Source organism: Streptomyces sp. NBC_00483 (genome assembly GCF_036013745.1).
Classification (GTDB): domain Bacteria; phylum Actinomycetota; class Actinomycetes; order Streptomycetales; family Streptomycetaceae; genus Streptomyces.
In genome coordinates this window covers 9,458,684-9,481,667 of record NZ_CP107880.1, presented here as the reverse complement: position 1 = coordinate 9,481,667, position 22,984 = coordinate 9,458,684, and the positions used below count along the sequence as shown (strand labels likewise).

Sequence of the window (22,984 nt, the reverse complement as noted above, 5' to 3'; positions counted from 1 at the left end):
TCGGAACCCGATGTGCCGCACACGAGGAGGCGTGGTGCCCATGACGCCGCTCGCCCTGTTCCTGCCCCGCCTCGACGTGGTTCCGCGCTGGCTGCAGATCACGGCGGCCGTGGTGATCCTCGGCCTCATGGTCACGCGGGTGTGGCTGTTCTTCCGCCGCCGGAAATAGCGTTGCCGCTGTCGGCCGTCCGCATTAGGGTCACGGTCCCCGACACCGGAGACTCACACCACTGATGCATGTCCAGCTGAACCACACCGCCGTCTACGCGACCGACCGGCACCTGTCCGCCGAGTTCATCGCCGCGATCCTCGGCCTGAAGGTCGGCGCCCCGTTCGGGCCGTTCCTGCCCGTCGATCTCGGCAACGGCGTGACGCTCGACTACTACGAGAAGCGGGACGAGCCGATCCAGTCCCAGCACTACGCCTTCCTCGTGCCCGAGGAGGAGTTCGACGCGATGATCGGCCGTCTTGAGACGGTCGGGGTGACGTACTACGCCGACCCCGGACACACCGAACCCGGCCGGGTCAACGACCTGTTCGGCGGGCACGGCGCCTACTTCGACGATCCGGACGGCCACAACATGGAGATCATGACCACGCCGTACGCCCGCCCCTGACGCGCAGGGGCGGGCCGGGCCCACCGCTCGGGTGTGCCCGGCCCGCTCCGGGCTCAGCCCTGGACGCGGATCAGCTTCTTGTTCGAGAACTCCGCCATGCCGTACTTGCCCAGCTCACGGCCGATGCCCGAGCGCTTGACGCCGCCGAAGGGCAGGTCCGCCTGGGTGCCCGCGAAGCCGTTGATCCACACCATGCCGGTGTCGAGCTGGTCGGCGACCCGCTTGGCGCGCTCGACGTCGCCGCTCCACACCGCGCCGCCGAGCCCGTACGGAGAGCTGTTGGCCAGCTCGACGGCGGCGTCGTCGTCGGCCACCGGGTAGACGACGGCGACGGGGCCGAACAGCTCCTCCTTGTAGGCGCGCATCTCGGGCGTGATGCCGGTCAGCACGGTCGGCTCGACGTACGCGCCCGGGCCCTCGCCACGGCCGCCGCCGGTGTGCAGCGTGGCGCCCTTGTCGACAGCGTCCTTGATCTGCTCAAGGAGCTGGTCGGCGGCGGCGCGCGAGGACAGCGGGCCGAACTTGGTGCCGGGCTCCAGCGGGTCGCCGGCCTGCACCGCGCCGACGTTCGCGGTCAGTTCGCGCACGAAGTCCTCGTAGAGACCCTCCTGCACGAGGAAGCGCTTCGGCGAGTTGCAGGCCTGCCCCGCGTTGCCGAGCCGGCCCATCGCCGCCTTGCGGGCCGTCTTCGCCACGTCGTCGGTGTCCAGGAGGATGAAGGCGTCCGAGCCGCCCAGCTCAAGGACGCACTTCTTCAGGTTGCGGCCCGCGATCTCGGCGACGGCCGAACCGGCCCGCTCGCTGCCGGTCAGCGAGACACCCTGGTTGCGCGGGTCGGCGATGATGTCGGCGACCTGGTCGTTGGTCGCGAACACGTTGATGTACGCACCGCTCGGGAGGCCGGCGTCCGTGAAGATCTGCTCCATCGCGAGGGCCGCCTGCGGGCAGCTGGGCGCGTGCTTGAGCAGGATCGTGTTGCCGAGCATCAGGTTCGGCGCGGCGAACCGGGCCACCTGGTAGTACGGGAAGTTCCACGGCATGATCCCGAGCAGCGAGCCGAGCGGCGCGGTGCGCACGGTGGCGGTGCCGCCGCCGCTGACCGAGAGCTCCTCGTCGGCGAGGAAGCCGGGACCCTGCGTGGCGTAGTACTCGTAGATGCTGGTGACGATGTCGATCTCGCCCTTGGCCTGGGCGAGCGGCTTGCCCATCTCCAGGCTGATGATGCCGGCGAGCTCGTCCTTGCGCTCCTGGTAGATCTCACCGACGCGGCGCAGCACCGCGGAGCGGGTCTCCACGTCCGAGTTGCGCCAAGTCTGGTATGCCGCATGGGAGTCGGCCAGCGCCGTCTCGATCTGCTTTGCGGTCGCCTCGGGGAATTCCTTGAGGGTCTCGCCGGTCGCGGGGTTCACCGTTTTGTAGGCCGTCATGCTCGCGACCATACCTTTTGCCTCCCGCCGCCCGTCCAGACCCTGCCCACCCCCAGGAAACGTACTACGGGTTATTGACGCTCCTACAGTCGAGCGTGGAGTGTTGTGTCATCCGAGGACTCATCGAGGACTGGGGGACCGCCATGCGCGTCGAGTTCCGGACCGCCCCGACGCACTACCGCCACTGGTCGCTGAAGGTCGACGAGGCCGTCGCCACGCTCACCATGGACGTGGCGGAGCAGGGCGGCCTCGTTCCGGGCTACGAACTCAAGCTCAACTCCTATGACCTGGGCGTCGACATCGAGCTGTACGACGCCGTGCAGCGGCTCCGCTTCGAGCACCCAGAAGTGCGTGCGGTCGTGGTGACGAGCGGCAAGGAGAAGGTGTTCTGCGCCGGGGCGAACATCCGGATGCTGGCCGGATCGAGTCACGCGTGGAAGGTGAACTTCTGCAAGTTCACGAACGAGACGCGGGGCGCCATCGAGGACGCCTCCGCGCACTCCGGCCAGATCTACCTCGCCGCCCTCAACGGCACGGCATCGGGCGGCGGTTACGAGCTGGCGCTCGCCTGCGAGCGGATCCTGCTCGTCGACGACCGCTCGTCGACGGTGTCACTGCCCGAGCTGCCGCTGCTCGGCGTGCTGCCGGGCACCGGCGGTCTGACCCGGCTCGTCGACAAGCGGCATGTCCGCCGGGACCGCGCCGACTACTTCGCCACGAAGCCGGAGGGCGTGGGCGGGCGGCGGGCCGCGCAGTGGCGCCTGGTCGACGAGGCCGTACCGCGCAGGGAGTGGGAGCACACCGTCGCCGCCCGCGCGGCCGAGGCCGCCGCCCACTCCGACCGCCCGGCGGGCGAACCCCAGGGAATCCGCCTCACCCCGTTGGACAAGACCCGGACCGAGGACCGGATCGAGTACCGGTACGTGCACGCGGCCCTCGACCGCGCCCGGCGCACCGTGGACATCACGCTCGAAGGACCGCCGCAGGAAGCGCCGGCCGACCTCGCCGCCCTGCACCGGCAGGGCGACGCGAGCTGGCCGCTCGCCCTGGCCCGCGAACTCGACGACCTCATCCTCGATCTGCGCACCAACGAACCGGAGTTGGGCACCTGGGTCGTACGGAGCCGGGGCAACGCCTCCCGCGTCCTCGACCACGACGCCCTGCTGCTCGCGCACCGCGACGACTGGCTCGCCCGCGAGATCACCCTCTACCTCAAGCGCACGCTGAAGCGCCTCGACCTGAGCAGCCGCAGCCTCATCGCCCTGATCGAGCCCGGGAGTTGCTTCGCCGGGACGCTCCTGGAGACCGCCCTCGCGGCCGACCGGTCCTTCCAACTGGCCGGAGTCTTCGAGGAGATCGACCCGGCCGCCGATCCGGCCGCGCTCGTCGTCGGACCGCTGAACCTCGGACCGCTCCCCATGAGCAACGGGCTGAGCCGCCTTGAGACCCGGTTCCTCGGTGACGCTCCCGCGTTGGCCGCGGCGCAGGAGGCAGCGGGCCGACCGCTGGAAGCCGAGGAGGCCGAGCGGATCGGCCTGGTCACCTTCGCCCCCGACGACATCGACTGGGCCGAGGAGGTGCGGATCTCGCTGGAGGAGCGGGCCGGGTTCAGCCCCGACGCCCTGACCGGACTTGAGGCGAACCTGCGCTTCGCGGGCCCCGAGACCCTCGAGACCAAGATTTTCGGGCGACTCACCGCCTGGCAGAACTGGATCTTCAACCGTCCCAATGCCTCGGGCCCCGAAGGGGCCCTGCGCAGGTACGGCACCGGACAGCGCGCCGAATTCGACCGGAAGCGGGTGTGACGATGGCGCTCACCGCCGACTACACGGACAAGATCCCCAACAACGTGGATCTGCACGAGGACCGCCGGCTCCAGCGGGCCCTGGAGTCCTGGCAGCCCAACTTCCTCACCTGGTGGGACTCCATGGGCCCCACCCTCCCCACCGACGACGTGTATCTGCGCACCGCGGTCGACGTCGGACGGGACGGCTGGGCGCAGTTCGGGCACGTCGCGATGCGGGACTACCGCTGGGGTGTGTTCCTCGCCGAGCCGAAGCCCGACCGCCGTATCGCGTTCGGCGCGCACCGGGGCGAGCCCGCCTGGCAGCAGGTGCCCGGCGAGTACCGGGCCGATCTGCAGCGCCTCATCGTCATCCAGGGCGACACCGAACCTGCCAGCGTCGAGCAGCAGCGCAACCTCGGTGCGACCGCGCCCAGCCTCTACGACCTGCGCAATCTCTTCCAGGTGAACGTGGAGGAGGGCCGGCATCTATGGGCGATGGTGTATCTGCTGCACGCCTACTTCGGCCGTGAAGGGCGCGAGGAGGCCGAGGAGCTGCTGCATCGCAACTCCGGCAGCGAAGAATCGCCGCGCATCCTGGGCGCGTTCAACGAGGAGACGCCCGACTGGCTGTCCTTCTTCATGTTCACGTACTTCACCGACCGCGACGGCAAGTACCAGCTGGGCACGCTCAAGGAGTCGGCCTTCGACCCGCTGTCGCGCACGTGCGAGTTCATGCTGAAGGAAGAGGCGCACCACATGTTCGTCGGCACCACCGGCATCGACCGGGTGGTGCTGCGCACGGCCGAGCTGATGCGCGAGCACGACACCGAGGACTTGACCGGCTGCGGCGGCATCCCGCTCGACGTGATCCAGAAGTACATCAACTTCCACTACTCGGTCTCGCTCGACCTGTTCGGCTCGGAGACGTCGACGAACGTCGCCAACTACTACACCTCGGGGCTCAAGGGCCGCTGGGGCGAGGAGCGCCGCAGGGACGACCACGCCCTGGCCGACGACTCGTTCCTGGTCGACGCGCTGGTCGAGGGCGCGATCGGGCAGCGGGAGGTCGCGGCGCTCGTGGGCCTCAACACCGATCTGCGCCGCGAGTACATCCGCGACTGCCACAGCGGCCTCAACCGCTGGAACCGTCTGCTCGAAGAGGCCGGGATCGACCGGCGGCTGTACCTGCCGCACATCGCGTTCAACCGGCAGGTCGGCGCCTTCGCCGCGATCCAGACGGCGCCCGACGGGGCGCTCCTCACCGCCGACGCGTGGGAGGACGCCAAGGGCGCCTGGCTGCCGACCGAGGTGGACAAGACGTACATCCGCTCGCTGATGCGGCCCGTGCACGAGCCCGGCCGGATCGCCTCCTGGATCGCCCCGCCGCGCCAGGGCATCAACGGCAAACCGTTCGACTACGAGTACGTGCACCTGACCTGAGCACGTCCGAGGCCGACGACCGGGGAGTCGACGATGAGCGAACCCTTCAACGCGTGCCGCTATCTGCTCGACCGCCGGATCGACCACGGGGACGGCGACCGCCTCGCGCTGACCGGCCCCGCGGGCGAGTTCACCTACGCCGAGCTGCACGACCGGGTGTGCCGCACGGCGAACGGCCTGCGCGCGATCGGCCTGCGGCCCGAGCAGCGCGTGATGCTGTTCATGGCCGACTCCCCCGACTTCGTCACCGTCTTCCTCGCCGCGCTGCGGGTCGGTGCGATACCGGTGCCGGTGTCGACCATGCTGCACGCGGGTGACCTCGCGGAGCTGCTGCGTGACGCGCGGGCGGCGTTCCTGGCCGTCGGCTCCTCGTACGCGGCGGTGGCCGACAAGGCGGTGCCGGACGCTCCGGAGCTGCGAGGGCTGCTCGCCGGGGCCGATGTCACGTTCACGGGCGGCCTCCCGGTGCACCGGCTGCGGGAGTTGGCCGCGGCGGCCCCGGACACCGACGTATACGCGACCACGGCCGACTCCCCCGGCTTCTGGCTCTACACCTCGGGCACCACCGGCTCGCCCAAGGCCGCGATGCACCGGCACGGCGCCGTCGCCGAGGTCTGCGAGACGTACGCCACCCGGGTCCTCGGCGTCAGGGCCGGCGACCGCTGCCTGTCGGCGGCCAAGGCGTTCTTCGCGTACGGCCTCGGCAACTCGCTGCTGTTCCCGCTCGCGGTGGGGGCGGCGACCGTGCTCGAACCGGAGCCCTCGCGCCCGGAGTTGCTGGCCGCGCGGGCTCGGGAGTTCGGCGCGACGCTGTTCTTCGCAGGGCCGACGTTCTTCGCCAACATGCTGCGCGCCGACCTCCCCGGCGACTCGCTCGCGGGCGTCAGACTCGCGGCCTCCGCGGGCGAGCCGCTGCCCGCCGCGCTCCAGCACCGCTGGAGCGAACGCTTCGGCGTCGACATCATCGACGGCATCGGCATGACCGAGACGCTGCACATCTTCCTGTCGAACGCGCCGGGAGCGATCCGCCCGGGCACGACGGGCCGCCCGGTACCCGGCTACGAGCTGCGCGTCCTCGACGAGGAGGACCGCGAGACACCGGCCGGCGCCCCGGGCACCCTGCACGTCCGCGGCCGCTCCGTCGCCACCGGCTACTGGTGCCGCTACGACGACTCCCGCCAGGTGTTCCGCGGCGAGTGGCTGCGCACCGGAGACACCTACGTACGCGACGAGGACGGCTACTTCACGTGCCTCGGCCGCACCGGGGACATGCTCAAGGCCGGCGGAATCTGGGTGTCCCCCGCCGAGGTCGAGGCGCGCCTGCTGGAACACCCCGCCGTCGCCCAGGCCGCGGTGGTCGCGGCGACGGACACGGACGGCCTGGAGAAGCCGATCGCGTACGTCGTCACGTCACCGGGACAGGACGTCACCGCAGGCGCACTCATCGCGTACTGCCGCACCGGGCTGCCCTCGTTCAAGCGGCCCCGGCACGTGCTGTTCACCGAGGCGCTGCCGACGACCGCCACCGGCAAGATCCGCCGCGTGGAGCTACGGGCCCGCGCGGCCGACGATGTGACCGCTTCCCGAGAACAGCACGAGGAGACCTGATGCTGGACGGCCACCCGCTGATCGACGTCCACCTCCACCCGGCACGGCTGTCCACGCTGAAACCCACGTACGAGGAGTGGACGCAGGGCGTCGCCGACCACGATCTCCTCGCCCGCATCTACGACGGCGACACGGTGAGCCCCGAGGCGTTCCACCGCCATCTCGTCTCGGAGGGCGTCGACATCGCGCTGCTGCTGTCGGAGTACAGCCCGCGGGCGACCGGTGTCCAGCCGGTGGAGGACCTGCTTCCGATCACGGCCTACGACCCGTCGAGGGCCAAGGCGATCGCCAACATCAACCCGCACCTGCACTACCCCATCGAGGAGGAGCTCCAGCGCCAGCTCGACCTGGGCGCGGTCGCCTGCAAGCTGCATCCCGTGCACGCGGGCGTCGCCGCCAACGACCGGCGCCTCTACCCCGCGTACGAGCTCTGCCAGTCGGCCGGCATCCCGCTCGTCGTGCACTGCGGCACGAGCACGTTCCCCGGCGCCCTCAACAAGTACGCCGACCCGCTGTTCCTGGACGACGTGCTGCGTGACTTCCGGCGGCTCGACGTGGCGCTCGCGCACGGCGGGCGCGGCTGGTGGTACGACGCGGCGGCCTTCATGGCGCTGTCCAACGAGCACGTGTGGATCGAACTCTCGGGCCTCCCGCCGTCCCGCCTGCGCACGTACTACGCCAAGCACGACTGGTCCCGCCTCACCCGCCGCATGATCTTCGGCACCGACTGGCCGGGGGTGCCGGGCATCGCGAAGAACGCCCGCGCGGTGGCGGCCCTGTGCCCGGACGAGACGACCACGGGCCTGGTCCTGGCGGGGAACGCGGCGCAGGTGTACCGGCTCAAGCCGGCGGCGTGACCGGGGCGGTCAGCCGGTCCCACTCCGCCTGCGCGTCCGCGTGCCAGCGCTCGTGCAGCTCGGTGAAGAGGTTCGCGGAGCGGGCGCCGATCCAGTGCGGGGGCAGCAATTCCAGGGGTAGTTGCGGGTCGAGGGCCGGGAAGCGGCGCCATGCGTCGACGAGCCGGATCTGCGCGAGGAGGGTGTCCGTACCGGGTTCGGCCCGCATGCCGGCGAAGGCGCGGACGAACTCCTCGTACTCCGTGGCGAGATCGCCGAGCCGCCACGCCTGTTCCACCATGTCCCGCTCGGACCCGATCCCCGCGAAGGGCCCGCAGAACGAGGACACTTCCGGACCGAGCCCCAGCTCCTCCACGACCTGCTTGGCCTCCGCCTCGCGTGAGGTGTGCGGGCCCACCCAGAGCCCCGGCGCGGGGCTGCCGAGGCCCACCCACGTCAGGCGGGTGCGCAGCCGGTGGCGCAGTTCACGCCTGCTCTCCGGGACGCTCACAAGGAGCACCAGCCAGCGGCCGTCCCAGCGCGCCCGCGCCCGGCCGAAGGAGTAGATGCGCTCCGCGCCCTCGCCCAGCACCGTCCTGCCGTGCTCGGTCAGCACCCAGCGCACCCGCCGCCCGGACCGCTCGGCGGTGACGAGGCCGCTCGCCGACAGCCGGTTCAGGGCCTGGCGGGCCGCCTTCTCCTCGACGCCGAGGCCGTCCATCACGTGCAACAGCGCCGAGGTCCAGACGGGGGCGTCCCGTGGCAGTACGTACTCACCGAGCACGGTGAGCAGGAGGGAGCGCGCGCTCCCCGATCCGGTCGGCCTGGTCAATCCGGGCTCCTCCACTGGGCGTTGCCCCAGGGTAGCCGACTCCTGCTACAGGATGATGGCGTGGCACCACACTTTCGTAGAGTGTCGAGGAACCCTCAACGCTTGACGCCGACACCCGCGAAGTGGGTGACCTCGACGTCCCCGTCCGCGGGCTCGGGGCGCCACCGGGAGCAGGAGACGATGCCCGGAGGGAGCAGTTCCACGCCGCTGAAGATGCGCCCGAGGTCCTCACGGGTGCGCAGTGTCATGGGAGCCGAGCCCTGGCTGTTCCAGTGCTCGACCGCCGCCACCATGGCCTCGCCGTCGACCTCGGTGGTGGGGTGCGAGACGACGAGGTGGCTGCCGGGTGCGGCGGCGTCGAGAAGGCGGCGCACGATGTCGACCGCCTCGTCGGTGTCCATGACGAAGTTGAGGACGCCGAGCATGGTGATCGCGATCGGCTGGTCCAGGTCCAGGGTGGCCGCGGCGCCCCGCAGGATCGCCTCCGGGTCCCGCGCGTCCGCCTCGATGTAGTCCGTGGCCCCCTCGGGCGCGCTGGTGAGCAGGGCCTGAGCGTGGTCGAGGACGACCGGGTCCTTGTCGACGTAGACGATCCGGCAGCTCGGATCGACGCCCTGCGCGACCTCGTGGGTGTTGTTCGCGACCGGCAGTCCGGTGCCGATGTCCAGGAACTGCCGGATTCCGGCCTCGCCGGCCAGGTAGCGCACGGCGCGGGCCAGGAAGCGCCGGTCGGCGACGGCCGAGCGGGGCAGCTCCGGCACGAAGGCCAGGATCTGCCCGCCGACCTCGGCGTCGACCTCGTAGTGGTCCTTGCCGCCCAGCCAGTAGTTCCAGATCCGGGCGGAGTGGGAGACGTCCGTCCGCAGTGGGTCGGCGGCGGGGTCACGGGGCGCGGAGTCGGGCATGCCGGCAGGCTCCTTCAAACAGTGCGAATCGGGGCGAGGACCAACCTAGGTACGGTCGATCAACTTCGTTGCCGTTTACCGAGGTTGCTCCCGGCCTGGGGCCCGCCGTTCGGATCAGGCCCCAGGCGCCCCGTCGCTCGGCTCAGCGCCGCCCCTTGAGCCTCTCCACGCCCGCGACGCCGACCGCGGCGAGGCCGATCTGCATGGCGAGTTCGATCCAGTCGATGCCGTCGGTCTCGGCGACGTCGAACGCGCCGGCGAGGCCGGTTCCGATGAGCGCCGCGGCGATGCCGACCAGCAGCGTCCACAGGATGCCGATGCGTTGGCGGCCCGGAATGGCCAGCCGGCCCAGCACACCGATCACGATGCCGATGACGATCGCGGTGAAGATGCCGGAGATCTCCATGCCTGTCTTCCTCCCCTTGATCCGACACTTCGACATTTCGACACAGCTGTCGAATGTCGATTTACGTGTTCCCCGACATGGGGGACGCAGTCCCCCCGGCAACGGTTGAGCGCTAGGCGGCCGCCTGCGGGTGGGTGAGGCGGGCCAGCAGGTCGTCGAGGGCGACGAGGCCGGTCAGCCGGCCGGTGTCGTCGCGGACGACGGCGAGCGAGGCCCGGCGGTTGCGGAGCTGTTCGATGGCCTGGCCGACCGTGTCGGTGGCCAGCAACTCCGGTACCGGGCGCGCCAGTTCACCCGCGGTGGTGGCGCGCCCCCGACTGCGGGCGATCAGCGCGTCGCGGGCGTGCACGGAGCCGACGACCCGGTCCCCCGCGCGGACGAGGAGGCGGCTGCGGTCGCGCGCCGCCGCCGTGGCGAGGATCGCGTCGAGGTCCGCGTCCGCGGGGACGGAGGTGATCCGCGCGGCGGGGGTCTGGAGTTCGCCGACGGGGGTGAGCGGTTCGACCAGGGAGCTGGTGATCAGCTCCGAGTCGTCCTTGCTGATCAGGCCGAGCCGCTCGGACTCCGCGACGAGGTGCGTGAGCTGCTCCCGGTTGTGGACCTCGGCGAGTTCGTCGCGCGGGGTGACGCGGCACATCCGTACCAGCGCGTTGCTCACCATGTTGAGGACGCTGATCAGCGGGCGGACCACCTTGACCACGGCGCGGAACGGCGGGGCCAGCAGCATCGCCGAGCGCTCGGGATGGGCGATCGCCCAGGACTTGTGCGCCATCTCGCCGACGACCATGTGCAGGAACACCACGACGATCATCGCGAAGGCGAAGGAGACGCCGTAGCTGAGACCGCTGGGCAGGCCCCAGCCGTGCAGCAGCGGGTCCAGCTCGTGCGAGATGGCGGGCTTGGAGATCGAGCCGAGTCCCAACGTGCAGATGGTGATGCCGAGTTGGGCGCCCGCGAGCATCAGCGACAGTTCCCGCATGCCGGCGAGCGCCGCCTTGGCGCCGCGGGCGCCGGACGCCACCGCTTGCTCCATGCGATGCCGTTTGGCGGCGACCAGCGCGAACTCGGCGGCCACGAAGAATCCGCTGCCGATCAGCAGCAGGACCGTGATGAAGAGGGCCATGGGGAAGCTCATGGGCGCGGCTCCTCCTCGGTGTCGGCAGCGGCGGACTCGCGGGCCAGGTGGACGAGTTCGGGTACGTGGCGGTCGAGGGTGCGGACGTCGATGACGGCGTGCTCGCCGTCGCCGGCCAGGTCGATCGTGACCCGGTCGCCGATCGCGGGGAAGCGGCCGAGGCGGTCCACGATCAGGCCCGCCACGGTGTCGTAGCCCTCCTCCTCGGGCAGCTCGACGCCCGTGGCCTCGGCGATCTCGTCGATGCGGCGGCCCGCGTCGATCACCCAGCCCGTGCCGTCCGGGTCCTGGACAGCCAGTTGTGTCTCGCGGTCGGTCTCGTCGGCGATGTCACCGACCAGCTCCTCGGCGATGTCCTCGTACGTGACGACTCCCGCCACGCCGCCGTGCTCGTCGAGGACGACCGCGAACTCGTCGTCGGCCTCCCGCATCCGGTCGACCGCGGCGGGGAGCTGGAGCATGTCCGGCAGCAGAAGGGGCCGGCGGGCCAGGGTCCCCGCCGGGGTGCTCGCGTACGCGGACTGCGGGAGCCGCATCAGTTCGCGCACGCCGAGGACGCCGGTGACGTCGTCGGGGTGGTCGCCCATGACCGGGTAGTTCGAGTGGCCGTGCTTGGCGATCAGCTCGATCGCGTCGTCGGCCGTGGCCTCCTTGCGGACGAAGACCGCGTCGGCGCGCGGCACCATCACCTGGTCCAGGGTCCGCTCGTTGAACTCCAGGGCGTGGTCGAGGAGGGTGGCGGTCTCGCGGGGCAGCTCGCCCTGCTGATGTGACTCGCCGATGAGATGGCTGAGTTCCTCCAGGGTGGCGCCGTGGTGCAGTTCCTCGACGGGTTCGATGCCGACCTTGCGCAGCAGTTTGTTCGCGGCGCTGTCGAAGAGGTGCACGACGGGGCCGACGACCTTCAGGTAGCCGAGTGTGGACCCGGCGAGGGACTTGGCCAGGCGTTCGGGGACGGCGAGGGCGAGGTTCTTCGGGGCCAGCTCGCCCAGCACCATCTGGACGACCGTGGCCAGGACGAAGGCCAGGACCACCGAGATGCCGGTCACCGCGGCGGCCGGGATACCGATGCCGTCCAGGGCCGGGCGCAGCAGGGCCGAGACGGACGGCTCGGCGAGGAAGCCGACGACCAGGCCGGTGACCGTGATGCCGAGCTGGGCACCGGACAGCATGAAGGACAGCCGCTCGAGAACCTTGAGGGCCTTGGCCGCCCGCTTGTCCCCCGCCTCGGCGTCGCGGGCGAGCGCGAGACGGTCCGCCGCGACGTACGCGAATTCCTGGGCCACGAAATAGCCGGTCCCTGCGGTCAGGACGAGGACCGCGAGGAGGCCGAGCACGGCACTCAGCACCTGCCACCACCTCGCCGCGTGCCGTGCTCATCGATCAAGGGGCGGGGTGGTCGGGGACTGTGCCCCGCTGGGTCCGTCGGTCTGGCGGACAACCGGCTACTCCTTCGAATTTTACTTTCCATTTGCCTTCGCTACGACAACGCCCGGCCCGGCGCCGGCGTTCCCGACCACTCTCCGACGGGCCCGTACGCGGCGCCACCGCACCTCCTGCCGGGCACTCGGGGGCGAACAGGGATGATGGACCGGCCCGTACACCCAGCCACCAGGAGGAGCCGGTGACGACGTCCCGCCACAGGACCCCACGACGCGCCCAGGGCGAGCTGGAGGCGCAGGTCCTGGCCGCACTGCGCACGGCCGAGGCCCCGGTGAGCGCCGGGTGGGTGCGCGACCGGATGGGCGGCGACCTCGCGTACACCACCGTGGTGACGATCCTGGCGCGGCTTCAGGCCAAGGACGCGGTCACCCGGCGGCGCGAGGGGCGCTCGTTCGTGTGGACGCCCGTGGCCGACGAGGCCGGGCTCGCCGCGTTCAAGATGCGCAAGGTGCTGGACGCCGAGGCGGACCGGGAGGCGGTCCTGGCCAGCTTCGTCACCTCGCTGCCCGAGGGCGACGAGCGGCTGCTGCGGGATCTGCTGCGGCGCGCTGAAGCGGACACGGACGCAGGCTCGGGAGCAGCCCCGGCGGTCGGCGACGAGGAAGGAACGGGCTGAGCCGTGGGCATCTTCGTCTTTCTGCCGCTGGTGCTGCCACTGACGGCGTGGCCGGTGGCCCGGCTCGCCGCGCACCGGCTGCATCCGCGCACCGCGACCCGGCTCCTGACCTGCGTGGCCGCCGTGATGGCGGTGTGCAGCACGGTGTGCCTCGCCCTGTTGATGGTGGTCGGCACCGCGCAGCTGCCGGGCAATCCGCTGCCGGACGGCTGGTCGGATCCCGAGGTGCGGGCCGCCGTGCCGCAGGACGAGATCGCGGGCAAGGCTGCCATTCCGGCGCTGCTCGCCGTCGTCGCGGCCTGCACCCGCACGCTCTGGCGCCACTTCACGCTGCGCCGCCGCGCCCACGCCGCGCTCGCGGGCCTGCCCGCCACCCAGGTCGCGGTGCTGCCCGACCCCCAGGCGTACGCCTATGCGCTGCCCGGTGGTGGTCGCGGCCGGATCGTCGTCAGCACCTCGCTGCTCGATCGGCTCGCGCCCGCGGAGCGGCGGGCCCTGTTCGCCCACGAGCGGGCCCATCTGACGGCCCGGCACCACCGTCAACTCCTGACCGTGCGCCTGGCCGCCCGCGCCAACCCCTTTCTGCGTCCGCTGAGTTCGGCCGTCGCGTACACGGCCGAGCGGTGGGCGGACGAGGAGGCGGCCGCGCTGGTGGGTGACCGCAAGGTGGTCGCCCGCGCCATCGGCAAGGCGGCCCTGGCGGGCGGGCCGCGCGAGCCGCTCTTCGCGGCGTTCGCCGCTCCCGGCCCGCTGCCCCGCCGCGTCGCCGCACTGCTCGCGCCGCCGCCCACCGTCCAGGGCCGGGCCACGGCGTTCACGTCCGTGGGGCTCGCCACGTGGACGGCGGGATTCGGCGCGGCGGCGTCCGCCATGTCGTCCGCCAACTCCGCGCTCACCCTGGCGGCCACGCTCCACGCGGCCACACCGCTCTGACATCGAGGGACCCGGCGCCGGCGACTAGAGGTCGAACTCGGTCGGCGCCAGGCCGAGCATCTGGCACGCCTCGCGCACGACGCCCCGCTCGGTCGGGTCGAAGTCGCCGTCCGCACCGCCGATGACGATGCCGATCTGGATCACGGCGCGCGCCTCGGCCTCCTTCTTCTTCGCCTTGGCGACCTCCTGCAACACGCTGACCTTGCCGAAGTCGAAGTCGGCCGTCAGCTTGTCGAGGTTCGCCTCGAAGCGCTTCTGAAGGTCCGTGGCGTCGAAGTTCTGCAGCACCTCGTTGCCCATGATGAGCTGCGCGACGCGGCGGCGCTCCGAGGCGTCGATGGTGCCGTCGGCCGCGGCCACCAGCGCACACATCGCCATGGAGGCATCCCGGAAGGCCCCGGACTTCAGGTCGTTCTTCTTCGCCACCAACTGCGTCTGCATCGTCGACGCGGATTCCTTGATGCGGTCCCACAGGGCCACGGGCACTCCTCGGATTGAGATCTCATACGTGCGCTGTTCGCGCGCTCATACTTCTACAGCACTGTAGAAACTGGCGAAGACCCGGGAAAGTTCCGCCCCACCCCTATACTTCTACACGCCTGTAGAACATCTCCTACGCCCACAAGGGAGTTCACGCCTCGATGGTGTTCAAACGACTGCTCGGCTCGCTCGGCGTGGGCGGGCCCACCGTCGACACGGTCCTCCCCGACTGGACCACCGCCCCCGGCGGCACCGTGACCGGCCGGGTCCATCTCAGGGGCGGCAGCGGCGACTTCGAGATCGAGCACATCACCCTGGAGCTCGTCGCCCAGGTCGAGGCGGAGCACGACGACGGCGAGAGCCACGGCGTCGTGGCCTTCGACCGGTTCGTGGTCGGCGGCGGCTTCCGGCTCGTCGCGGGCGCCGAGCACAGCGTGCCGTTCACGGTGACGCTGCCGTGGGAGACGCCGATCACCGAGCTGTACGGGCAGCCGCTCGGCATCGCCCTCGGCGTACGCACCGAACTCTCGGTGGCCGGTGCCAAGGACAAGGGTGATCTCGACCAGCTCGCGGTCGGACCGCTCGCCGTACAGGAGGCGATCCTCGAAGCGTTCGGGCAGCTCGGCTTCGGCTTCACGTCCGCGGACCTGGAGTACGGGCACATCGGCGGCACGGGACAGCGGCTCCCCTTCTACCAGGAGATCGAGCTGTCGCCTTCCCCGCAGTACGCGCACGCCGTCAAGGAGATCGAGCTGACCTTCCTCGCCACGCCGGACGGCACGGAGGTGGTCCTGGAGGCCGACAAGCGCGGCGGCCCCTTCTCCGGCGGCCACGACGCGCTCACCCGCTTCACCGTGGCGCACGCAGACGCGGGACGCCAGGACTGGAACGCGGTCGTCGACGGCTGGGTACGGGAGTTGGTCGAGCACCACTCGGCCTACGACACCCACGCCTCGTACGACGCCTCGTACGGGCATGATGGTGGGCACCGCTCCGGGCCGGGTGTGGGCACGGCCGTGGCGGTCGGCGCCGCCGGGCTCGCGGTCGGTGTGGTCGGCGGCATGGTCGCCGCCGAAGTCGTCGACGAGGTCGGGGACTTCTTCGAGGACGAGACCGAGAGCGACGACGAGGGCGGCGAGGACTGACCATGTTCGGACTGAGTGAGATTGCCATCGTCCTGATCGTGATCGCCGTCGTGGTCGGCGTGAAGAAGCTGCCCGAACTGACCCGCAGCGCGGGCAAGTCGGCCCGCATCCTCAAGGCCGAGGCGCGGGCCGTGAAGGAGCAGGACGACCCGGCGGGCGACCGTCCCCGGAATCCGCCGCGCGTCATCCAGGGCGAGACGGTGACTCCGCCCCAGCGCGAACCGGGACAGGAGTCACCCAACTCGTAGCCCGCCTCAGGGAGTCGGCTGGAGCTTCTCGAAGAAGAACTCGTGCTTCAGGTACGACGTGTCGTACTCGTGGCCCGGATACGGCGGGAGCAGCTGCGCGGCCTGGAAGAGGCGCCAGCCGTCGAGGAGGGCTTCGAGGCCCGTCTCGTACGGCGGCTCGTCACTGTCGCCGGTGGTGTGGTCGGTGGTCCCGGTGCCGTCGTAGCGGGCCCAGCCGACCACCTTCGCGTCGAGCGCCGAGTTGGCGAGGTAGAGGACGAGTACCTGCTGTCTCATGCGTGGCTCCCGAGGGTGGGACGGTTGGAGACCCGGGTCACCCAGTGGTCGAGGTCGAAGGTGTCGTCGCCGGTCAGCGCGCGCCACAGCCGGATCCGGTTGTGGATCTCCAGGCGGCCGGTGGCGGGCTCGTACCAGGGGAAGACGTGGCGGAGTTCGTCGCCGACCGCAGGGTCGTCGAGGTCGGAGGTGTCCCAGAGGCGCACCTGCGGCACGGTCGGATTGAACCGGATCTTGAACATGTAGCGCCGGATGTCGCTGTCGTTGCGGCGCCCGCCGTGCCAGATGCCGTGGTGCATCAGCAGGACGGTGCCGGCCGGGCAGGTCAGCCGGTTCTGGCCGCGCAGGTTCTGGTAGCGGCCGGTGTCGGTCTCGTTGGTGTGCCGCAGATGGCTGCCCGGCACGCTCAGGGTGCCGCCCATGTCGAGCGTCACGTCCTGCGGGTAGTACATGAGTTGGACGTCGAAGGCGTCCGGTCGCACGTCGATGATCGCGTCTCCGTGCAGCGGCTGCGCGGTGCCGTCACGGGCCTCTCGCACATGCACGGCGTGATGGTCGACGGTCGGGTCCGGTCCGACCAGACTCTCCAACGCCCCTGCCACGGCGGGAAGTTCGAGGAGCCGTCGGGCGAAGGAGCCGTCGGGGTAGGCCTTCGGGACGGGGGTGCCGTACGGCGCGGCCGGGATCCCGGCCCCGAACACGTCGACGGCCTGGTCGTTCAGCTCCGGTGGGACGACCGCGTCGAGGCGGAGCGAACCGTGGGCGACGAAGCGCGCCATCTGTACGGAGCTCAGCAGCTGCTCACTGGTTGGCATGAGGCAAACGTAGGCAGCCGATGTCGGTTCGTCGTGGGCCCTATCGGGCCTCTACTGGTAATTTTCCGGCATGGCCGAGAGCGTCGCGTTGCAGTTGGACCAGCCGCCCGAGGTGGTCAGCGCGGGCGTCGGCGTCCACGGCGGGCAGGCGCTGCGCGAGTCCTTCCGACTGCCCGACCTGTGGCAACTTCATCTCTACAGCTACGCAGGCGAGTTGACGGTCGACGGCCTCCGCCATCCGATCCGGCCGGGACACATCAGCCTGATCCGGCCGGACACCGAGGCCCATTTCCGTTACGCGTCGCGACGCAGCGAGCATCTGTACGCGCACTTCCGGCTGCCGGGCCGCGATCCGCAGGGGCTGCGCCGGGTGCCGGTCATGCAGGACGCCGGCGCGCAGGCGGCGCTGCTCGGCACGCTGCTCGGGAGCGCGGTGGCGGCCATGCCGCTGTCGCGGGCCCGGGCCTCCGCCGAGGTGTGGACGGTGCTGTGGCACACCACCCAACTGGGCCCGCCCGAACGGACCGGCCGCCCCCATCCGGCGCTTGCGGCGGCGACGGAGTACATCGAACGGTCCCTCGCCACGCCACTCACGGTGCCGGGGATCGCCGCCGCGGCGGGCGTCTCCCCCGGCCATCTGACCCGCCTTTTCCGCGCCGACACGGGAGACACCGTGGTGGCCTGGATCCGCAGACGCCGGATGGAGCGCGCCCGGCACCTGCTGCAGTCCTCCACGCTCGCGATCACCGCGGTCGCCGCGACGGTGGGCATCCCGGACCTCCAGGCGTTCAACAAGGCCTGCCGCAGGGAGCTGGGCGCGTCGCCGCGGGAGGTGCGGGGGCGGCGGCGGGTGGTGTGAGCGGTGGCGCCAGGCGGTGTGAGTGGCGGCGGCGGACCGCCCCGGTGACACCCTGGCCGCACCCGCGCGGCCGACGAGGCAAGGGCGTCACCGGGCGCGCAGGTGCGCCGCCCCGAACCGGTGCTTGGCCATGCCGAGGCGTTCATACGTGGCGATGGCCGGCGCGTTGCCGGTGAGCACCATGAGCGCGGCGCGGCCGTAGCGGCTTACAAGGTCGTCCAGGACGTAGCCGGACACGGCCCGGGCCAGACCACGGCCACGGGCGGCGGGGTGGGTGAACACACCACCCATGAACCCGCACCCGGCCGCGGACCACGCGTCCGCCGCGACCGTCAGCGGCTCCGCCCCGACGCTGCCGTCCTCGCTGCCGGCCTCCTCGCCCACGACACCGACGACTCCGGCCCAGCGGCGCACGCCCACGCGCCCCGGCTGCGCGTAGGAGTCGGGGAAGTAGCGATCGAAAAGGGACGCCGCCTCCTTCTCCTCACGCGAGTCCAGCCACCGGACGCCCGCGGTGGCGGCGCCGGAAGGCGACGTGGTCTCCATCCAGAAGAACTGGTGGACGGGCACCAACCCGGGCAACCGCCGCACCAACTCATCGATCAAGTCCGCCTCCCCCAGGAGACGGTAGGACGGGCCCACCTCTTCAAGGACCCGCCGCACCAGGACGGCGGCGTCGGCGCTGTCGCCCTGGACCATGAGCCGGTCCTGCTGCTGGTTCGGACTGGCCACCGCCCACGCCTCGCTGTGCCGCCAGGCCCGCACCCCCGGCCCCGGGCTCCCGCCGCCCTGCCCCTGGGCGGCCCACATCAACTGCCCGTGACCGGCCGCGGCCTGCTCGATCTCACTGAGTCTCGCAAGTTCCTCCATGCGACGTGTTTACCAGTCGCCCCTGGAACCGCGTGCCTGAACCCCCACGGCGGACCTGCTACCCGGCTGCCTCAAGGCGTTCGCGGGTGGAGCGCAGGACGGCCACCACGGGCCGCCCGGTGACGAGTCGGCCGCCCTCGACGAAGCCCTCCTCGCGCCCGGTCAGCGCCTGGATCAGGTGTCCGCGCCAGGTGTGCAGCAGGCCCTCCGCCGCCGGGTCGTCCACCAGGTTGTGCTGTTCGTGCGGATCGGCGGCGAGGTCGAAGAGCTGCTCGTGCCCGTCGCCCGACATCCACAGGTACTTGGTGCGCCCGTCGGTCACCCACTGCAGTGACTGTCCGAGCAGTACGTGCTCGCCGTGCAGCAACGGCCGCCAGTCGTCCGGCTGTTCGCCGCGCAGCAGCGGTACGAGGCTGCGTCCGTCACACGTGTCGGGGACCGGCAGTCCGGCCAGGTCGAGGAGGGTCGGCATGATGTCGCGCAGCTCGACCACCTCGTCGGCGACGTTCCCGGCCGCGTACCCGTCGGGCAGTCCGCCGAAGAGCAGGGGGACGCGGGCCGAGCCCTCGTAGCCGAATCCCTTGCGGAACAGGTGGTGTTCGCCGAGCATCTCGCCGTGGTCCGAGGTGAAGGCGATGACCGTGTTGTCGCGCAGGCCGAAGTCCTCGAGAGCCATGCGGATCCGGTGGATCTGGAGGTCGATGTGGGCCATGTGCCCGTAGTAGCCGGCCCGTGCACGGTGCATGGTCCGGGCGTCCATGCGGCCGGCGAACGCCTCGTGGTCGCCGTCCTTTCGGTGCGCCGCGAAGTCGTCCGTCCAGTCGCCCACCACGGGCTCGTACGGCGGGAGTTGGAGGTATTCGTCGAAGGCCCACTGCGGCGGGTCGTACGGCGGGTGCGGCCGGTGGAAGGACAGGTAGAGGAAGAACGGGCGTGAGGGGTCGCGCCGGTACAGCCACTCCGTGGTCTGCGTGGCGACCCAGTTCGTCGGGTGCAAATGTTCCGGCCTGTCCCAGGGGCGCGCGACGACGGAGTTGCAGCCCGCTCCGTGGTCGCTGTACTCGGCGTCGGGGCCGACGCCGGGCTGGCGGCGCAGCCACGGCACGTAGTCGTCGAAGAAGGCGAAGTTGCGGCGTTCCTCGCGGCGGGCGTAGTGCAGGAAGCCGTCGTGCAGGACGACGTCGTCGAACCCGGCGCGGGCCCGCTCGGGCCACACGTGCATCTTGCCGATGGCCTGCGTCTGGTATCCGCCCCGCCGCAACTCGCCTGCCAGGGTGGTGGGGTGGGCGGTCTCGAACGGCACCCCCTCGACGTATCCGACGCGGCCGTGGCGCTCCTGGGACTGGCCGGTGAACAGGGCGGCGCGGGCCGGGATGCAGGTGGGGGTGGCGGAGTAGGCGGACGTGAAGTGCGTTCCGGAGGCGGCCAGTTGGTCGAGGTGCGGGGTGCGTACGTGGGGGTGGCCCGCGGCGGAGAGACAGTCGCCGCGCCACTGGTCGACACAGATGAGGACGATGTTCGGTGCGGACACAGGCGTCACCTTTCTCGGACTTCTCAGGGGGTCGGCACGGCGGACCGCGGTCACGACCGCCCGCCGAACTCCCAGTTGTGCACCTCGATGTCGGCGTACCGGCCCGGGGTCAGGACGGCGCGGGCCGCGTCCGCGTCCGGCGCCCGGAGCAGCGCCGCCGTACCCAGCCAGGAGACGCCGTCGTCGGACAACAGCGGCCCGTAGGCGACCAGTTCGGCCCGGTCGACGGACGGGTCCGGGTCGGCCGGTACGTCGAGGCCGGTGGCCGGGCCCGCGCCGAGACCGAGCACGAGGTACCGGTGCCCCTCGGTCGGGCCGCCGGGGAAGTCCCACATGCTGCGCCCCAACTCATTGCGCCAGCGCCGCAGCAGCACGTCCCGGTAGGCGCCCGCCTGGTATCCGGGCTCGTCGAAGGCGAACGCGCGAGCCGCGGCGGCGTCGGGCAGGTCGACGATGTGCACGCTCCCGGTGAGCGTCTCGCCGTCGTCGGCGAACGTCGGTCCGCGGGCGATCATCTCCTTCGCGTACCGGTCCATGTACGACCAGTGCTTCTCCGCGAGTTCATAACGCAGCGTCAGGGAGTCCTTGCGGTCACGGTGGTAGCAGAGGAATTCCATGGCCCCAGCATCCCCTTCCACCGCGGTCGGCAGCAGACCGCATGACCGCCCGCTCCCCCACCCCGCCACACCCCGAGAATGGCCCGTGGGCGGAGATCACCTCACCCCGCACTATTGACCGGTCAATTGGCGAATGGTTGGATCAAATCAATGGGCATTCCCAAGTATCAATTGATCCGGGCCGAGATCGAGGCCCGGATCACCTCGGGTGAGTGGCAGCCCGGCTCCCGCGTACCGACGGAGGCCGAGTTGCGCGAGGAGTACGGGGTGAGTCGCGCCACCGCGCAGCGCACCCTGCACGAACTCGCCCAGGCAGGCCTCGTGGTCCGCTACCGGCGGCGCGGCACGTTCGTCGCCGAAGGGGCCCGCCAGGAGAATCTGCTGCGCTTCACCGATGTGCGGCAGACCGGGCCCGAGGTACCGGGTCCGCACATCGTCCAGTCCGCCAAGGTCGTCCCGGCGGGTGACGCCGGCGTCGCCCTGCCAGGAGTGCCCGACACCGAACCCGTCAACGAGCTGCGGCGCGTCAAGTACAGCGAGGACGGTCAACCGCTCGCCGTCGAACTGTCCGCCGTGCCCTTCTCCCTCGCCCCGCACCTGCTGAGCGAGGACCTTGAACAGCTGACCGTCCTGCACTACTTCCACCGCACCGGCATCCCCGTCAGCACCTCACGGATGTACGTCGAGGCCCAGGTCCTGGACGAGACGACCGCGGCCCTGCTGGAGACCCCGCCCGGCGAGGCCGTCCTGCGGCTGCGACGTCTCACACGGCTGACCGACGGCGGGCTCGCGGAGGCCATGTGGCACATCATGCGCCCGGGGCTCACCGAGTTCTTCGTCGAGCAGTCGGTCCTGGATCTGCCGGAAACGGCGGTAGCGCCGGAGGTGCCGGGCGGGTCCTGAAACCTTCTCGTACTCGCTGGAAGGAACCCTCATGTCCACTCCCCCGCTGCGCGTCGCCGTCGTCGGTACCGGTGTCATCGGCGCCATGACGGCCTGGCACCTCGCCGCCCGAGGTGTCGAGGTGCTCGCCCTCGACGCGTACGCCCCCGGCCACGACCGCGGCGCCTCGGCCGGCGAGTCCCGGATCTTCCGTACCGCGTACAAGGAGGGCGCTTCCTACGTTCCGCTGCTGCGCCGCTCGTACGAACTGTGGCGCCGCCTCGAAAGCGAGGCCGACCGCGAGCTGCTCACCCTCTGCGGCGGGCTCACGCTCGGTCCGCCCGACCACCCTGATCTGCGCGCCGTTCAGGGCAGCGCCGCCGAACACGGCCTGGACGTCGAGGTGTTGGACGCCGCGGAGGCCGCGCGGCGTTTCCCGCAGCACCGGCTCGACGACGACGAGATCGCCGTCCTCGACCCGGGCGCCGGGGTGCTGCGCCCCGAGCCCGCCGTGCAGTCCGCGCTCACCCGCGCGCAGGAGCTGGGCGCCCAACTGCTGCCGTACCACCGGGTGGACGGGCTCGACGAACGCCCCGGCGGCGGTTGGCACATCCGCACCCAGCAGGGCACGTACGACGTCGATCACGTGGTGCTGAGCCCCGGCCCCTGGTCCGGCTCGTTCGCGCGGCTCGCGGGGCTTCCGTTGCAGGGGCGGCGCATCACCGCCGCGTGGTTCGCCGCCAAGGACGTCGCGGCACACCGGCCCGACCGGCTGCCGATCGCCATCCGGCGCCACCACGAGGCGGGCTTCTCCTGCTTCCCCGTGCTCGACGGAACCGCCGTCAAGATCGTGCCGCACCACCTGCCCTGGCACGACACAGGCGCCCCCGAGGACCTGCCCCGCAGCGCGGACGCCGAGTTCGCGCAGGCCGCGTCCGCCGCCGTGGCCCGGCTGCTGCCCGGCCTCGTCCCGCATCCCGTACGGATCGGTGTGTACGCCGAGGCGTTCAGCGCCGACGACCACGCGCTGGTCGGCCCGCTGCCCGGCGCCCGCGACGCCACGCTCCTCGCCGGGTTCTCCGGGCACGGCTTCAAACTCGCGCCGGTCTTCGGGGAGATCGCCGCTTCCCTGGTCACCGACGGGAAGTCGCCGTACGACATCTCGTTCCTCGACCCGGCGCGCTTCACGGGCTGACACCCACCACTCCCCCACTCGCACCCGCACGGCACCGCACACCCTCCTGGCTTCCCCCTGCCCTCCCGAGGAGCGTGACCCC

25 protein-coding genes are annotated in these 22,984 nt (G+C 71.2%); 13 read left to right on the top strand and 12 right to left on the bottom strand.

Annotated elements, in window-relative coordinates:
• Positions 1–40 precede the first annotated feature (40 nt).
• Entirely contained in the window at positions 41–169 is a 129-nt protein-coding gene (locus OHA73_RS42375) for a hypothetical protein (protein WP_266724418.1), read from the top strand.
• 64 nt (positions 170–233) lie between these two features.
• On the top strand, positions 234–617 hold the full coding sequence (locus OHA73_RS42370) for a VOC family protein (RefSeq protein ID WP_266724416.1): 384 nt from the start codon (positions 234–236) through the stop codon (positions 615–617).
• Positions 618–670: 53 nt separating this feature from the next.
• On the opposite strand, the gene OHA73_RS42365 is transcribed toward OHA73_RS42370, so the two are convergent.
• On the bottom strand, positions 671–2,044 hold the full coding sequence (locus tag OHA73_RS42365; RefSeq protein WP_327658005.1) for an NAD-dependent succinate-semialdehyde dehydrogenase: 1,374 nt from the start codon (positions 2,042–2,044) through the stop codon (positions 671–673).
• Positions 2,045–2,187: 143 nt separating this feature from the next.
• On the opposite strand from OHA73_RS42365, the gene boxC reads away from it, so the two are divergent.
• Genes boxC through OHA73_RS42345 form a run of 4 tightly spaced genes read left to right on the top strand, consistent with a single transcriptional unit; the run spans position 2,188 to position 7,735 of the window.
• Entirely contained in the window at positions 2,188–3,849 is a 1,662-nt protein-coding gene (gene boxC / locus OHA73_RS42360; RefSeq protein ID WP_327658004.1) for a 2,3-epoxybenzoyl-CoA dihydrolase, read from the top strand.
• Between the two features lie 2 nt (positions 3,850–3,851).
• Positions 3,852–5,270, top strand: a complete 1,419-nt coding sequence (gene boxB, locus OHA73_RS42355; protein WP_327658003.1) for a benzoyl-CoA 2,3-epoxidase subunit BoxB — start codon at positions 3,852–3,854, stop codon at positions 5,268–5,270.
• Between the two features lie 33 nt (positions 5,271–5,303).
• Positions 5,304–6,878 (top strand): benzoate-CoA ligase family protein, encoded by a 1,575-nt coding sequence (locus OHA73_RS42350; RefSeq protein ID WP_327658002.1) that lies wholly within the window; start codon positions 5,304–5,306, stop codon positions 6,876–6,878.
• Positions 6,878–7,735 carry an amidohydrolase family protein gene (locus tag OHA73_RS42345; protein WP_266724410.1) on the top strand — a complete coding sequence of 286 codons (858 nt, stop codon included), beginning with the start codon at positions 6,878–6,880 and terminating at the stop codon, positions 7,733–7,735. The genes OHA73_RS42350 and OHA73_RS42345 overlap by 1 nt, the downstream gene beginning before the upstream one ends.
• Here the strand turns inward: OHA73_RS42345 and OHA73_RS42340 are convergent.
• From OHA73_RS42340 to OHA73_RS42320, 5 genes are all read right to left on the bottom strand, one after another.
• On the bottom strand, positions 7,719–8,546 hold the full coding sequence (locus OHA73_RS42340) for a PaaX family transcriptional regulator (RefSeq protein ID WP_327658001.1): 828 nt from the start codon (positions 8,544–8,546) through the stop codon (positions 7,719–7,721). The genes OHA73_RS42345 and OHA73_RS42340 overlap by 17 nt on opposite strands.
• A gap of 95 nt (positions 8,547–8,641) precedes the next feature.
• Positions 8,642–9,451, bottom strand: a complete 810-nt coding sequence (locus OHA73_RS42335; RefSeq protein ID WP_327658000.1) for an SAM-dependent methyltransferase — start codon at positions 9,449–9,451, stop codon at positions 8,642–8,644.
• Between the two features lie 142 nt (positions 9,452–9,593).
• Positions 9,594–9,857, bottom strand: a complete 264-nt coding sequence (locus OHA73_RS42330) for a GlsB/YeaQ/YmgE family stress response membrane protein (RefSeq protein ID WP_266724405.1) — start codon at positions 9,855–9,857, stop codon at positions 9,594–9,596.
• Positions 9,858–9,969: 112 nt separating this feature from the next.
• Positions 9,970–10,992 (bottom strand): hemolysin family protein, encoded by a 1,023-nt coding sequence (locus OHA73_RS42325; RefSeq protein ID WP_327657999.1) that lies wholly within the window; start codon positions 10,990–10,992, stop codon positions 9,970–9,972.
• Entirely contained in the window at positions 10,989–12,338 is a 1,350-nt protein-coding gene (locus tag OHA73_RS42320; protein WP_327658631.1) for a hemolysin family protein, read from the bottom strand. Before OHA73_RS42320 ends, OHA73_RS42325 begins: the two co-directional genes overlap by 4 nt.
• 278 nt (positions 12,339–12,616) lie before the next feature.
• Here OHA73_RS42320 and OHA73_RS42315 point away from each other — a divergent pair, with 278 nt between their 5' ends.
• Positions 12,617–13,051, top strand: a complete 435-nt coding sequence (locus OHA73_RS42315; RefSeq protein WP_266724401.1) for a BlaI/MecI/CopY family transcriptional regulator — start codon at positions 12,617–12,619, stop codon at positions 13,049–13,051.
• Positions 13,052–13,054: 3 nt separating this feature from the next.
• Positions 13,055–13,984, top strand: coding sequence for a M56 family metallopeptidase (locus OHA73_RS42310; protein WP_327657998.1), 930 nt, complete (start codon positions 13,055–13,057; stop codon positions 13,982–13,984).
• A gap of 24 nt (positions 13,985–14,008) precedes the next feature.
• Here OHA73_RS42310 and OHA73_RS42305 read toward each other — a convergent pair whose 3' ends face one another.
• Positions 14,009–14,464 carry a tellurite resistance TerB family protein gene (locus OHA73_RS42305; RefSeq protein WP_327657997.1) on the bottom strand — a complete coding sequence of 152 codons (456 nt, stop codon included), beginning with the start codon at positions 14,462–14,464 and terminating at the stop codon, positions 14,009–14,011.
• Between the two features lie 161 nt (positions 14,465–14,625).
• Between OHA73_RS42305 and OHA73_RS42300 the strand changes: the two genes are divergently transcribed.
• Positions 14,626–15,609 carry a sporulation protein gene (locus tag OHA73_RS42300; protein WP_327657996.1) on the top strand — a complete coding sequence of 328 codons (984 nt, stop codon included), beginning with the start codon at positions 14,626–14,628 and terminating at the stop codon, positions 15,607–15,609.
• Positions 15,610–15,611: 2 nt separating this feature from the next.
• Positions 15,612–15,857, top strand: coding sequence for a twin-arginine translocase TatA/TatE family subunit (locus OHA73_RS42295; RefSeq protein ID WP_266724395.1), 246 nt, complete (start codon positions 15,612–15,614; stop codon positions 15,855–15,857).
• Between the two features lie 6 nt (positions 15,858–15,863).
• On the opposite strand, the gene OHA73_RS42290 is transcribed toward OHA73_RS42295, so the two are convergent.
• Positions 15,864–16,133 carry a hypothetical protein gene (locus OHA73_RS42290; protein ID WP_266724393.1) on the bottom strand — a complete coding sequence of 90 codons (270 nt, stop codon included), beginning with the start codon at positions 16,131–16,133 and terminating at the stop codon, positions 15,864–15,866.
• Positions 16,130–16,948, bottom strand: a complete 819-nt coding sequence (locus OHA73_RS42285; protein WP_327657995.1) for a phytanoyl-CoA dioxygenase family protein — start codon at positions 16,946–16,948, stop codon at positions 16,130–16,132. Before OHA73_RS42285 ends, OHA73_RS42290 begins: the two co-directional genes overlap by 4 nt.
• Before the next feature lie 70 nt (positions 16,949–17,018).
• On the opposite strand from OHA73_RS42285, the gene OHA73_RS42280 reads away from it, so the two are divergent.
• The gene (locus OHA73_RS42280; protein ID WP_327657994.1) at positions 17,019–17,807 is read left to right on the top strand and encodes an AraC family transcriptional regulator; all 789 of its coding nucleotides are present in this window, start codon (positions 17,019–17,021) and stop codon (positions 17,805–17,807) included.
• 87 nt (positions 17,808–17,894) lie between these two features.
• Here OHA73_RS42280 and OHA73_RS42275 read toward each other — a convergent pair whose 3' ends face one another.
• The 3 genes from OHA73_RS42275 to OHA73_RS42265 are packed head-to-tail and all read right to left on the bottom strand — an operon-like array spanning position 17,895 to position 20,825.
• Positions 17,895–18,677: a GNAT family N-acetyltransferase gene (locus OHA73_RS42275; RefSeq protein ID WP_327657993.1), complete on the bottom strand. Its 783-nt coding sequence runs from the start codon at positions 18,675–18,677 to the stop codon at positions 17,895–17,897.
• Positions 18,678–18,735: 58 nt separating this feature from the next.
• Positions 18,736–20,208: an arylsulfatase gene (locus OHA73_RS42270; RefSeq protein ID WP_327657992.1), complete on the bottom strand. Its 1,473-nt coding sequence runs from the start codon at positions 20,206–20,208 to the stop codon at positions 18,736–18,738.
• A gap of 50 nt (positions 20,209–20,258) precedes the next feature.
• The gene (locus OHA73_RS42265) at positions 20,259–20,825 is read right to left on the bottom strand and encodes a YciI family protein (protein ID WP_327657991.1); all 567 of its coding nucleotides are present in this window, start codon (positions 20,823–20,825) and stop codon (positions 20,259–20,261) included.
• Between the two features lie 150 nt (positions 20,826–20,975).
• On the opposite strand from OHA73_RS42265, the gene OHA73_RS42260 reads away from it, so the two are divergent.
• Positions 20,976–21,728, top strand: coding sequence for a GntR family transcriptional regulator (locus OHA73_RS42260; protein WP_267073526.1), 753 nt, complete (start codon positions 20,976–20,978; stop codon positions 21,726–21,728).
• 31 nt (positions 21,729–21,759) lie between these two features.
• The gene (gene solA, locus OHA73_RS42255) at positions 21,760–22,902 is read left to right on the top strand and encodes an N-methyl-L-tryptophan oxidase (protein WP_266724380.1); all 1,143 of its coding nucleotides are present in this window, start codon (positions 21,760–21,762) and stop codon (positions 22,900–22,902) included.
• Positions 22,903–22,984: the final 82 nt, after the last annotated feature.

Coding starts and splice junctions, on each gene's coding strand:
- OHA73_RS42375 (WP_266724418.1), top strand. CDS start 41: ATGACGCCGCTCGCCCTGTTCCTGCCCCGCCTCGACGTGGTTCCGCGC.
- OHA73_RS42370 (WP_266724416.1), top strand. CDS start 234: ATGCATGTCCAGCTGAACCACACCGCCGTCTACGCGACCGACCGGCAC.
- OHA73_RS42365 (WP_327658005.1), bottom strand. CDS start 2,044: ATGACGGCCTACAAAACGGTGAACCCCGCGACCGGCGAGACCCTCAAG.
- boxC (WP_327658004.1), top strand. CDS start 2,188: ATGCGCGTCGAGTTCCGGACCGCCCCGACGCACTACCGCCACTGGTCG.
- boxB (WP_327658003.1), top strand. CDS start 3,852: ATGGCGCTCACCGCCGACTACACGGACAAGATCCCCAACAACGTGGAT.
- OHA73_RS42350 (WP_327658002.1), top strand. CDS start 5,304: ATGAGCGAACCCTTCAACGCGTGCCGCTATCTGCTCGACCGCCGGATC.
- OHA73_RS42345 (WP_266724410.1), top strand. CDS start 6,878: ATGCTGGACGGCCACCCGCTGATCGACGTCCACCTCCACCCGGCACGG.
- OHA73_RS42335 (WP_327658000.1), bottom strand. CDS start 9,451: ATGCCCGACTCCGCGCCCCGTGACCCCGCCGCCGACCCACTGCGGACG.
- OHA73_RS42330 (WP_266724405.1), bottom strand. CDS start 9,857: ATGGAGATCTCCGGCATCTTCACCGCGATCGTCATCGGCATCGTGATC.
- OHA73_RS42325 (WP_327657999.1), bottom strand. CDS start 10,992: ATGAGCTTCCCCATGGCCCTCTTCATCACGGTCCTGCTGCTGATCGGC.
- OHA73_RS42300 (WP_327657996.1), top strand. CDS start 14,626: ATGGTGTTCAAACGACTGCTCGGCTCGCTCGGCGTGGGCGGGCCCACC.
- OHA73_RS42295 (WP_266724395.1), top strand. CDS start 15,612: ATGTTCGGACTGAGTGAGATTGCCATCGTCCTGATCGTGATCGCCGTC.
- OHA73_RS42290 (WP_266724393.1), bottom strand. CDS start 16,133: ATGAGACAGCAGGTACTCGTCCTCTACCTCGCCAACTCGGCGCTCGAC.
- OHA73_RS42285 (WP_327657995.1), bottom strand. CDS start 16,948: ATGCCAACCAGTGAGCAGCTGCTGAGCTCCGTACAGATGGCGCGCTTC.
- OHA73_RS42280 (WP_327657994.1), top strand. CDS start 17,019: ATGGCCGAGAGCGTCGCGTTGCAGTTGGACCAGCCGCCCGAGGTGGTC.
- OHA73_RS42275 (WP_327657993.1), bottom strand. CDS start 18,677: ATGGAGGAACTTGCGAGACTCAGTGAGATCGAGCAGGCCGCGGCCGGT.
- OHA73_RS42265 (WP_327657991.1), bottom strand. CDS start 20,825: ATGGAATTCCTCTGCTACCACCGTGACCGCAAGGACTCCCTGACGCTG.
- OHA73_RS42260 (WP_267073526.1), top strand. CDS start 20,976: ATGGGCATTCCCAAGTATCAATTGATCCGGGCCGAGATCGAGGCCCGG.
- solA (WP_266724380.1), top strand. CDS start 21,760: ATGTCCACTCCCCCGCTGCGCGTCGCCGTCGTCGGTACCGGTGTCATC.